Source organism: Streptomyces coryli (genome assembly GCF_011044975.1).
Taxonomy (GTDB): Bacteria; Actinomycetota; Actinomycetes; order Streptomycetales; family Streptomycetaceae; genus Streptomyces; species Streptomyces coryli.
The window spans coordinates 1-11,306 of sequence record NZ_JAAKZV010000252.1 but is presented as its reverse complement, the minus strand read 5'-3'; the positions used below and the strand labels follow the sequence as shown (position 1 = coordinate 11,306).

Sequence of the window (11,306 nt, the reverse complement as noted above, 5' to 3'; positions counted from 1 at the left end):
GAGGGGGGACGGTGCGGGGCGGGTTATGGCTGCGCGTGGCCGCGGCGGTCGCTGTGGTGGCGGCCCTCGTGGTGTACGCCCTTGCCTGCAGGGCGTGGTGGGTCGGCGAGCTTGATGCGGCTTTCCAGCAGGCCCAGGCAGCCGAGGAGGAAGAGGATGACGACTCCACCGGAGAGACCGAGGAAGCCTCGCCCGAGGAGCTGGCGGGCAAGGAAGTAGAGCGATACGGAACCGGGCCGAAGCGCGAGGTCACCACCGTGCTCAAGGTGAGCCGCGACGGCGGCACCACCCGCATCCGGGCGACCCATACGTTTCGGCTGCCCGCCGGGGACCCGTTGCTGAAGGCCGTGCGTACGAAGAAAATAGACGTCCTGGCGGTCGCCATGCCGCCGCTCGGCCTGGCGGACAAGAGATGCCTGGACACCTCGATCGACAGCATCGACCGCTCGGTGAGGGTGGTCCAGCGGGCCCCGGACGCCGCGGCGACGGTCAGCGGTGCCATCGATCCGCGGGAGTTCGACTGCGGTCCGCAGATGAACTGGCAGCTCCGGACCGAGAGCCCCCGCGGCTGGATCGGTGCGAAGGGCCTGTACGACCGCTGGACGGTGGAGCTGGATGTCCCCGGCTTCACCATCGATCAGGTCGTCGGCGTGACGCCGCGCGCCCAGTCCGCGCACCGGGTCGAGTTCATGCTGCCCGGCACTGGTAAGGCGAGGGTGGCGTTCGCCTCGACCGGTGACACGGCGAGCCCTGCCGCGGACGACAACTACAGCGAGTTCACCCGCTACCTCAAGATGGACTTCTTCCGCGAGATCGCCGCGGTGTTGGGGGTGCTGGTGCTGCTCCTCGCCGCCGAACGCTGCCTGCAGCCCGCCCTCCGGGAGCGCACCGATGCGGCCCGCTGGCCGAAGGCCGCCATGGTGGTCGCGGCAGTGACGGCGGCCGCCGTGCTGCCAGGTCTCGGCCCGCTGGAGCCGACGCTGTTCACGGTGGATACCGAGGTGATCGGCCGCTCTGCCGAGGCGACTTGGGGCAACGTCCACACCGTCTGGCTACTTGTGCTGCTGCCGCTGCTCGCGCTCGCCGCGGGGATCCGGTTCGCGACCGGCCGCAGTCCGAAGCCACGGCAGCTGGCGCCGCTTCTGGTGCCGGCCGTGCTGCTCTTCACCGGCCCTGCCGCCCTGGCTGTGGCATCGGATCGGCCGGGCGTGCTGTGGCTCATACTGCTGAGCCTGCCACCGGCCGTTCTCGTAGGCGTGCTGCTGCGCAGCGGCCTGATCGGCGACATCGGCCGCCGCTGGGCGGTGACCGCGGCCGCGGCCGCCTGGCTCGGCTACGCCGGCACGGCGGTGGCGACGGGCCTGCCGATCGCGGACCACACCCAGTGGTACACCTCCGCCTGGGAGCTGGCCAATACCGGCCTGGCCGCCTTCGTCATCTGGGCCTGGATTCCCGCGCTCTGGCTGCTCGTCGGCCGCCAGCTGACCGGCCCTCGCCTGACGCTGCTGCTGATCCCGCTGCTGGTTTGGTACGCCCTTGGCGGGGCCTCGGCCTTCGGTCTCGTGGCCTACCTTGTCCGGAGCCGATCCGGCGAGCTGGTCTCGGATGCCGGGGAAGTCCCGGCGCTGCACCCGCTGACCAGTGCTGGACTGATTGCCACCGAGGTCCAGCTGGCAGCGCTGGCCGGCATCCTCCTGTACCTGCGCCGGCATGGGCGACGGCCGGGGGAATGGCCCGCGGAGGCGCAGCCTCTGGCCGTGGGCCTCGGCTTCCTCGCCGCGCTGGGGCACGTGATGGTCGCCTGGCCGGTCCGGGGTTTCTCTTCTCCCGGCTATCTCGCAGTGCTGTGCGCAGTGTTCGGGTTCGGGTTGCTGCTGCCGGCGGACCGGGAAGCCGCGGCGCGGCGCCTGCACCGGCTCCCCGAGACCGCCCACAACCGGGTGATGCATGCGCTGCTGCGCGACCTGACGCTGGAGACCAGCCGGCATGAATTCCACACCACCTCCCGCGGTGAGCTCGCCGACGGCTCGCTCACCCCTGCCGCATGGACTGGACGCTGGCGGCAACTCGGTGCGCTGGGCCGGCGCGGGCGGGCTCCCAGCCGCTCGCGGCGGCTGTACCGCGTCGCTCTGGGCACCTCCGCCGGCCGCCCCGCCTGGGAGAACGGCGTCGTCGCGGCAGCCCTGCTCACCGCGCTCTCGCTGCCGTGGCAGGCATACACGCTGCCCAGGTGGTCAGGGGAGCAGTACTTCTGGGATGGCGCAGCGATCGGCATGTGGGCGCTGCGCTGGCCGCTCTACGGACTGCTGTACGGCTACTTCTACCCCTGGCTGCGTGGCCACAGCCCGCTCGGCAAGGCGATGCGGCTGCTGGCCGTCGTCCTTCCCGTGGAGCTGCTGCCGACGCTGGACTACCCGGTGCACACCGACGCCGACCTGGCCGCCCAACTGCTCAGCACCACGGGCAACGCGCTCGCGATCTTCCTCGTCCTCGGCCTGTACTGGGAGGCCAGGCTGGTCCGCGTGGCCGGGCTGCGCTGGGGCCAGATCCGCAACTTCCGCACGATGTCGGCCCTCGCGGTGCCGACCACCACGATCATTGTCGCCGCGATCACCGCCTTCGTCACCGCGTTCGCCGGCACCTGGGCCACGGACTTCGTGCAGCCGGACAACGAGAACCGCCCGCCGGCCACGTCGCCGTCCGAGAGCCCGACACCAGGCAGGCCATGACGTAGGACGTGTGTCGTACACTCGCGCCGCACTTGCCACCGCCCCCGTTCGACGGGCCGTACGAAGGGCTACTCACCACCATGCTCGACATCGCGATCCGCGCCGCCGCCGAGCTCGGCGAAGGCCCCACCTGGGACGCGGCCGCGCAGCGCCTGATCTGGGTGGACATCCTCGGGGCGCGTATCCATACGTACGACCCGGCCACCGGCCGCCGCACCGTCCAGGCGACCGAGCAGCACGTCGGCGCCGTAAAGCCGCGGGCCGGTGGGGGACTGGTGGCGTGTCTGCGGGACGGGATCGGGCTGTATGACGCGGACGGGGCCTTTCGGTGGCTGGTGCACGAGCCGGTCGCCGGGCGGCGCGCCAATGACGCGGGTGTCGCGCCGGACGGTGCGCTGTGGGCGGGCACGATGCGCTACGACGCGGCGCCCGGTGGCGGCACGCTCACCCGCGTGACGGGCGACGGCAGCGCGGAGCTGGTGCTCGACGACGTGACGGTCAGCAATGGTCTCGGCTGGACGGCCGACGGCACGAAGCTCTACTACGCGGACACCCCGACGGGCCGGATCGACGTCTTCGACGTAGCGGAGGGCGGCGCGAAGATCTCCGGCCGGCGGCCGTTCACCGAGATCGAGTCCGGCGCGGGCTCCCCGGACGGCCTGTGCGTGGACGCCGACGGCTGTGTGTGGGTGGCGCTGTGGGACGGCGCGGCGGTGCGCCGCTATGCGCCGGACGGGAGCCTGGACCGGACGATCGACCTGCCGGTGGCCCGCCCGACGGCCTGCGCCTTCGGCGGCGCGGATCTTACGGATCTGTACATCACGTCGGCGGCGCTGGACGACAGCCACCCGATGGCGGGTTCGGTGCTGGTGGTCCCGGGAGCCGGCCGCGGGTTGGCGCAGCCGGCCTTCGCGGGCTGAGTCGTACGCCGCGAGAACTGGCACGTTCTCGTACGCCGCGAGAACTGGCACGTTTTCACGCCTCTCACGGCGCGTCTCTCTGCCACGCTGGGCAGAGCGTCACTCCCCAGGTGCGATCGCAGACGCCGGGAGGCAACGATGGCTACCGCCGCGCAGGGCCCGGCCGGGAAACTTCCGTCGAGGCGGACCGCGATGGTCGGAAGGACCGAGGAGCTGGCGCGGCTGCGGGTGTTGTGCCCGCGGCGGCCGCTGGTGACGGTGACCGGGGTCGGCGGGGTAGGCAAGACGTGTCTGGCCGTGCACGCAGCCACCGCGCTGCGGCCGGAGTTCCCGGACGGCGTGTGGTGGGCCGGGCTGTCGGCGCTGGGCGACGGCACCTTGGTGGCGCATGCCATCGCCGAGGCGCTGCCGCTGGCGGACCAGTCGACCCGGCCGATGATCGAGGTGCTCGGCGAGTATCTGTCCGAGCGGCGGCTGCTGTTGGTGCTGGACACGTGCGAGCACCTGGCGGACGCCTGCGCGTTCGCCACCGAGCTGCTGTTACGGGCCGCGCCCGGGCTGCGGATCCTGGCCACGAGCCGGCAGCCGCTGGGGCTGCTGGCCGAGGAGGTGCTGCAGCTCGAGCCGCTGTCGGTGGCCGACGCCCACGACCCGGGCGCGGGGCAGGGCGACGCGATGGAGCTGCTGAAGCGACGGGCCGCGGAAGCCGGATCCGACCTGGCCGACGCCGATCGCGAGGAACTGGTGCGGCTGTGCCGCCAGTTGGACGGACTGCCGCTGGCCATCGAGCTGGCCGCGGTGCGGCTGCGGGAGTGGACGCCGGCGCAGCTGGCGGTGGCGCTGGCGGACCGGTTCGCGGTGCTGGGCGAGCCGCAGGCGGTGGTGCTGGACGCCGACCCGCCGTGGCATCAGGCATTGCGCACCGCGATCGGCTGGAGCCACCAGCTGTGCACGCCGGCCGAACGGCTGCTGTGGGCGCGGCTGTCGGTGTTCGCCGACACCTTCGACGTGGAGGCCGCACGAGAGGTCTGCGCCGATACGTACCTGCCCGGCGAACGGATCCAGCGGCTGCTCGCCGATCTGGTGGACCGGTCGATCGTGGTGTGGACGCCGACCGGGGGCGGCGAGCACTACCGGATGCTGGACACCCTCCGCGAATACGGTCTCGGCTGGCTGCGCCGGCTGGGCGAGGAGCGGGAGCTGCGGCTGCGGCACCGGGACTATTTCGCCGGGCTCGCGGACCGCGCGGACGCCGCCTGGATCGGCCCTGACCAGTTGCTGTGGCGGGACCGGATGACCGGCGTGCACGCCGATCTCCGCGCGGCGCTGGACTTCTGCCTGGCGGAACGGGACGCGGGCGCGGCGCAGCGGCTGGGCGGCGCGCTGTGGTTCCACTGGCTGGCATGCGGTTTCACCCAGGAGGGCCGGCACTACCTGGACCGGGTGCTGGCCCTCGAACCGGCATCCGGCCCTGTCTGCGGCAAAGCCATGTGGGCGCGCGGTGTCATCGCCGCCGCCACCGGCGACGTGGCGTCCCTCCGGCGCCTGGACGCCGCACTCCGCCCGACCGCGGAGCAGGAGGCGGACGAGAGCGCGCTGGCCGCCGCGAGCTACCTCCGGATCGCCGCCCACACGCTGTGCGGTGAAGCCGCGGAGGGCATCCGGGCAGCCGAGTCGCTGCCGCCGTCGCTGCCCGGCGGACGCTATCCCGAGGGGTGGCTCATAGCGCAGGCCGCGCTGGCGGTGTGCCACATCCATGCCGGGCACTTCGATCTCGCGTCGGCCGCGGCGGACGCCGTGTCCGCCGAGGCCGCCCGCCGCGGTGAGGTCTGGGGCCGTTCCTGGGGTGACTGGGCGCGTGCCCTGGCCGCGATGGGGCTGGGGGAGGCGGAGGCGGCCGAGGCGTATGCCTGCACGGCCCTCCGCGGCAAGCACCGCCTGCACGACAGCTCCGGCATGGCCGCCACCGTGGACCTGCTCGCCTCCGCGGCCGTCTCCTCCGGACGCGGCGAGCGAGCCGCCCGGCTGCTCGGCATCGGCCAGCGGATCTGGGACACCCTGGGCGTCCCGCAGGCGGGGGTCCCCGAACTCGTCGCCTCCCGCCGGGAATGCGAGGCGCAGGCCCGCGTCCTCATCGGGGACGAGGCGTACGAGACCGAGTTCCGCGGCGGGCGTGCCGCAGACACGGACACCGGTGTCGGCTACGCGCTCAGCACCGAGGACACGACGCTCCACCAGCCCTCGGCCGAGTGACCAGCGCGCTGCGGGCCCCTCTCACGCCGCCGCGGGCAGCACCGGCTCCGCCGCCACGGCGAATTCGCACCAGATCACCTTCCCGCTCCCCCGAGCCTCCACCCCCCACACATCCGCCAGCCGGTCCACCAGCAGCAACCCCCGCCCCGACACCCCGGATTCACCCGGCTCCCGCCGCCGCGGCATCGCACTCGACCGGTCCTCCACCTCGATCCGCAGCCGCCGGTCAGGCCCCGCCGACGCGACCATCCGCACGGTCGCCTCCGCGGGACCGTCGGTGTGCAGCAGCGCGTTCGTGACCAACTCGTCCGCCACCAGCTCGATCTCGTCCGCCCGCTCACCCGCGCCCCACGCCCGTACCGCCGACCGGATCATGTGCCGCGCCGCGGACAGCGCGTCCGGATCGGCGGGCGGAATGTGCTGCCGCAGCCGCCCGGCGGATTCGCCCTTGCCGACGGTACGGAGCGCGCCCCCGCCGCGCCGCAGCAGCACCAGCGCCATGTCGTCCTTCACCCCCCGCTCCTCCACCACATCGCACAGCCGGTCCGCCATCTCGTCGACGTCGCACGGCCCGGCCGCCACCAGCTCGCGCAGCTCGAGCATCCCCGTCCCCAGATCGGTCCCGGGCTGCTCGAGCAGCCCGTCGGTGCACAGCAGCAGCGCGTCCCCGGGGTCGAGCGTCAGCCGGGTCACCGGGTACTCCAGCCGCCCGAAGTCCGCGGACAGCCCGAGCGGCAGCCCACCCGGCACCGCGAGCCACCGGGTGATGCCGTCCGGGTGCCGTACGAGGGGATCGATGTGCCCGGCCCGTACGACCTGCAACGACCCCGTGGCCAGGTCGATTTCGGTATAGCAGCACGTCGCGAAGCGCTCCGTGTCCAGCTCGTAGAGGAACGACGACGCCCGCGCCATCACCGTCGCCGGGCTGTGCCCCTCGGTCGCGTACGCGCGCAGCACGATCCGCAGCTGGCCCATGACGGCGGCGGCCTGCGTGTCATGCCCTTGTACGTCCCCGATCACCGCCGCGACCCGCCCGCGGGGGAGCGGGATGACGTCGTACCAGTCGCCGCCGATGTCCAGGCCGGTGCGCGGCGAGCGGTAGCGCACCGCGACCTCGGCGCCGGGGACGTCGGGGATGCTCGGCGGGAGCATCGCCTGCTGCAGCCGCTCGGCGAGGTCGTGCTCCTGGTCGTAGAGGCGGGCCCGCTCCAGGCTCTGCGCGATGGTGCTGGCGAGGGCGAGGAGGAGATTGCGCTCCTCGGGGGTGAACTCGTGGCGGCCGGCGTAGAAGAGGCCGAGCACGCCGTTCGGCCGCCCCAGCGCGACCAGCGGCAGATACGCGGCGGCGGTGATGCCGAGCGGCTCGATGTACGGCCACAGATGCGGGTAGCCGTCGGCGAACTCCTCCGCCGAGGTGATGAACAGCGGCCGCATCGTCCGGACCACCTGGCCCATGGGGAAGGCGTCCTCGTCCACGTCGGTGTACTGATGCTCGTGCACGTAGCTGCCCGCGGTGCCCTCGGCGACCAGCTGGATGTGGTGGTCCTCGACCAGGCCGAGGAGGACGTTGACGGCGCCGAGGCGCTTCAGGTTGTTCTGGTTGCCGAGCACGCCGATCACGTCGCGGACCGTACGGGCGTGGGCGAGCGCGGCCGTCGTGGACTCGACTATGCGCGCCTGCCGCTCCCGCTCGGCGTCCAGGGCGAGGCGCTGGCGGGAGAAGTCGAGCTCGAGGGTGGCGTCGCGGACGATGCCGATGACGCGGCGGGCGCGGCCGGTCTCGTCGCGGCGTATGGAGCCCTGGGTGTGCGTCCACTGCAGGGAGCCGTCCCGGCGCCGGACGCGGAAGTACACGCCGTAGTCCTGGCTGCCGTCCTTCAGCGCCTGCGAGACGACGGCGTCGAGGCGGATGCCCTCTTCGGTCGGGACGCGCGGCTTGAGGTCGATGGGCCAGCCGTCGAAGTCCGCGGGATCGAGGTCGAAGACGGCGAGACCGCTGTCATCCAGGTGCATACGACCGGTGTCGAGGTCCCAGTCGAAACTGCCCATCCGATTGAGACTGAGCGCGAGCCCGATATCGGTATGCGTAGCCGAGTCCCCGGGCACTGCGCCTCCCGGAGACGCCTCCCGCGCCTCCGCGTCCGGGTCGCCCGACATAAGCCCACTTTGCCAGCATTCCGCGCTTTCCGCGCTTTCTGCGCGTCCAGGCGGCTTGCGCTAAAACTTTCCGTCCTGGCGGTCCGTACGGTGCCCGAGCCGCCGCCGGAACGCCTCGTGGAAGCTCTCGGACAGCGGCGGCCAGTTCCAGAAATCGAAGGCGAGGGCGCCGAGCGCCGTACCGGGCTCCCGCAGGGTGCCGCCGGTGACGCGGGTCGCGTAGATGACGCGCACCAGGTGGTGGTCGTCGGAGTAGCCGGGGCCGTGGTCGTCGGTGTCGTGCTCGTTGTGGATGCCGAGGAGGGCCTCGACCTCGACCGCGTAGCCGGTCTCCTCCGCGACTTCGCGCACCACCGCGTCGTACGGGTCCTCGCGGTGGTCGAGGCCGCCGCCGGGCAGCGTCCAGTGGCCCGGCGCGAGGGCGCTCTCGCTCAGCCGGCTGAGGAGGATCGCGTCGTCGCGGAGGCAGACGGCGTAGGCGGCGACGCGGAGTGAGCGGCGCATCAGGCGGCCGCGTCGGTGCCGCCGGTCCCGCTGCTCTCGCCGAGGAGCTGTCGCAGCAGGTCACGCAGCGTTTCGCGGTCGGCCGACGGCAGCGCGGCGAGAGGCTCGCGGGCGAAGTCCAGCGACGCCCGTACCCGCTCCGCCGTACGCGCCCCCTCCGCCGTCACCGCGGCCAGCTTCACGCGCCGGTCCGCCGGCGCCGGGCGGCGTTCGACCAGGCCGCGCTCCTCGAGGCGGTCGACGATGCCGGTGACGTTCGAGGGCTCGCACTTCAGGCGCTGGGCGATGCGGCGCATGGGGAGCGGCTCGCGGGCCAGCAGGGCCAGCAGCCGGGCCTGGGCGCCGGTGAGGGAGTGCGCGGCGGCGGCCGCCTCGTAGTCGCCGTGGAAACGCGCCACGACCGTCCCGATGAGGTCGACGACCTCACGGGTGACGGTGTCGGGTGCGGGGGGTGTGCTGCGGGCCATACACCCCAGGTTAGCCATTTACTTGACAATCTGAAACATCCAGCAGGATGGTTGTTTCAGGTAGTGAAGTAAATCTCGACGCCTCAGGAGCCCAGCGTGTCCGTACCCCCCGCCGCCCCCGCCACCTCGCGCGAATGGCACCTCACCGCCCGCCCGCAGGGCTGGCCCGAGCCTTCGGGTTTCGCCCTCGTCGAGGCGCCCGTGGCGCAGCCGGGCCCGGGACAGATCCTGGTCCGCAACACCCACCTGTCCGTCGACCCGTACATGCGCGGCCGCATGAACGACGTGAAGTCCTACGTGCCCCCGTTCAAGCTGAACAAGCCCATGGACGGCGGCGCCGTCGGCGTCGTCGTGGCCTCGGAGGCCGACGGCTTCGCGCCCGGCGACCACGTGCTGCACGGCCTCGGCTGGCGCGAGTACGCCACCTTCGACGCCAAGCACGCCGTCAAGATCGACCCGGACCTCGCCCCCATCACCGCCTACCTCGGCGTCCTCGGGATGCCCGGGCTCACCGCGTACGCGGGGCTGCTGCGCATCGGCGGCTTCGAGGAGGGCGACGCGGTCTTCGTCTCCGGTGCCGCGGGCGCCGTCGGCAGCCAGGTCGGGCAGATCGCCAAGCTCAAGGGCGCCTCGCGCGTCATCGGCAGCGCGGGCTCGGACGAGAAGGTGCGCCTCCTCACCGAGGAGTACGGCTTCGACGCCGCCTTCAACTACAAGAACGGCCCGGTCCACGAGCAGCTGAAGGCCGCCGCCCCCGACGGCATCAACGTCTACTTCGACAACGTCGGCGGCGACCACCTGGAGGCCGCGCTCTCCGCGCTGAACGACTACGGCCGCGTCGCGGTCTGCGGGATGATCTCGCAGTACAACGCCACCGAGCCGGTGCCGGCGCCGCGCAATCTCGCCTACGTCCTCACCAAGCGGCTGCGCGTGCAGGGCTTCATCGTCACGGATCAGAGCGACATGCAGCCGGAGTTCCTGAAGGACGTCTCGGCGTGGATCCGGTCGGGCGAGCTGAAGTACCGCGAAACGACTGTTTCGGGCATCGAGAACACCCTGGACGCCTTCCTGGGGGTCCTGCGGGGCGAGAACACCGGGAAGATGATCGTCGCTCTCGACGCCTGAGTCTGGCGAGCTAGACTCTCAACAGTTTGTTGAAGCGTCGTACGGAAGGAACAGCGCCACCATGCCCATCCAGTCCAAGGACGTCCTCTACACCGCCGTGGCCACCGCCGAGGGCGGCCGCGACGGCCGCGTAGCCACCGACGACGGCAAGCTCGACGTCGTCGTCAACCCGCCCAAGGAGATGGGCGGCAACGGCGCCGGCACCAACCCCGAGCAGCTCTTCGCCGCCGGCTACAGCGCCTGCTTCCAGGGCGCGCTCGGCGTCGTGGCCCGTAACGAGGGCGCCGACATCTCCGGCTCCACCGTCACCGCCGAGGTCGGCATCGGCAAGAACGACGAGGGCTTCGGCATCCTGGTGAACATCACCGCCAAGATCCCGAACGTCGACGCCGCGACCGCGAAGGACCTGGTCGAAAAGGCCCACCAGGTGTGCCCGTACTCGAAGGCGACGCGGGGCAACATCGAGGTGAACGTGGCGGCCGCGTAACGCGCCGCTTGGGAGGGGCCGCGCCGCCGTAGGGGCGGTGCGGCCCCTTTTTTACGGGGCGCCCACCCACCCGTTGCTCCGTGCAGCAGGGGGCACGAGCGCGGGGCGCGCAGGGAGGGCGGCCAGCCGGCCATAGCTCTTCGCGCGCCGAAGCCGCGGCGCGCGGCGCGACAGGACACCCGCCGATAGCCCTTCGTGCGGCGAAGCCGCCGCGCACGCCCGGTGCGGGAGGGCGCCCGCCCATGACCCCGTGCGCCATAGGCAGTGCGCGCCGGCTGTTGGCATGGCGCCCGCCCACGACCCCGTGCGCCGAAGGCGCCATGAGCGCCGGACGCAGGAGGGCGGCCCGCCCGCCCATGACTCCGTGCGCCAACGTTGCCACGAGCGCGGGACGCAGGAGCCCGGCCCGCCCATCCATGGTTCTGTGCGCCGAAGGCGCCATCCGCGGGGGACGCAGGGGGGCGGCCCGCCCGCCCATGGTTCTGTGCGCCGAAGGCGCCATGAGCGCGGGACGCAGGAACGCGGCCTGCCCGCCCACGACCCCGTGCGCCTAGGCGCCATGACCGCCGACCCAGGAGCCCGGCTCGCCCGCCCACGGTTCCGTGCAGCGAAGCTGCCGCGCGCCCGGTGCAGGAGACAGCAACGGGCTGGCTCTTATACACAT

8 protein-coding genes are annotated in these 11,306 nt (G+C 72.5%); 5 read left to right on the top strand and 3 right to left on the bottom strand.

Annotated features, from left to right (window positions below; genetic code table 11):
• The 3 genes from G5C51_RS34755 to G5C51_RS34745 form a co-directional block, all read left to right on the top strand.
• Nucleotides 1-2,729 (top strand): hypothetical protein (locus tag G5C51_RS34755; RefSeq protein WP_165243598.1); only part of this gene is annotated, 2,729 nt, incomplete at its 5' end.
• A gap of 80 nt (nt 2,730-2,809) precedes the next feature.
• Entirely contained in the window at nt 2,810-3,649 is an 840-nt protein-coding gene (locus G5C51_RS34750) for an SMP-30/gluconolactonase/LRE family protein (RefSeq protein WP_165243601.1), read from the top strand.
• A 192-nt stretch (nt 3,650-3,841) separates the two neighbouring features.
• The gene (locus G5C51_RS34745) at nt 3,842-5,902 is read left to right on the top strand and encodes an ATP-binding protein (RefSeq protein WP_165243595.1); all 2,061 of its coding nucleotides are present in this window, start codon (nt 3,842-3,844) and stop codon (nt 5,900-5,902) included.
• Nucleotides 5,903-5,923: 21 nt separating this feature from the next.
• Here G5C51_RS34745 and G5C51_RS34740 read toward each other — a convergent pair whose 3' ends face one another.
• Genes G5C51_RS34740 through G5C51_RS34730 form a run of 3 tightly spaced genes read right to left on the bottom strand, consistent with a single transcriptional unit; the run spans nt 5,924 to nt 9,030 of the window.
• Nucleotides 5,924-8,059 (bottom strand): SpoIIE family protein phosphatase, encoded by a 2,136-nt coding sequence (locus G5C51_RS34740; RefSeq protein ID WP_165243592.1) that lies wholly within the window; start codon nt 8,057-8,059, stop codon nt 5,924-5,926.
• 60 nt (nt 8,060-8,119) lie between these two features.
• A complete protein-coding gene (locus tag G5C51_RS34735) occupies nt 8,120-8,563 on the bottom strand; it encodes an NUDIX hydrolase (RefSeq protein ID WP_165243589.1) in 444 nt (147 codons plus the stop codon).
• Nucleotides 8,563-9,030: a MarR family winged helix-turn-helix transcriptional regulator gene (locus tag G5C51_RS34730; RefSeq protein WP_165243586.1), complete on the bottom strand. Its 468-nt coding sequence runs from the start codon at nt 9,028-9,030 to the stop codon at nt 8,563-8,565. The genes G5C51_RS34735 and G5C51_RS34730 overlap by 1 nt, the downstream gene beginning before the upstream one ends.
• Nucleotides 9,031-9,126: 96 nt before the next feature.
• Here G5C51_RS34730 and G5C51_RS34725 point away from each other — a divergent pair, with 96 nt between their 5' ends.
• Entirely contained in the window at nt 9,127-10,155 is a 1,029-nt protein-coding gene (locus G5C51_RS34725; RefSeq protein ID WP_165243583.1) for a zinc-binding dehydrogenase, read from the top strand.
• Between the two features lie 61 nt (nt 10,156-10,216).
• Entirely contained in the window at nt 10,217-10,642 is a 426-nt protein-coding gene (locus G5C51_RS34720; protein ID WP_165243580.1) for an organic hydroperoxide resistance protein, read from the top strand.
• Nucleotides 10,643-11,306: the final 664 nt, after the last annotated feature.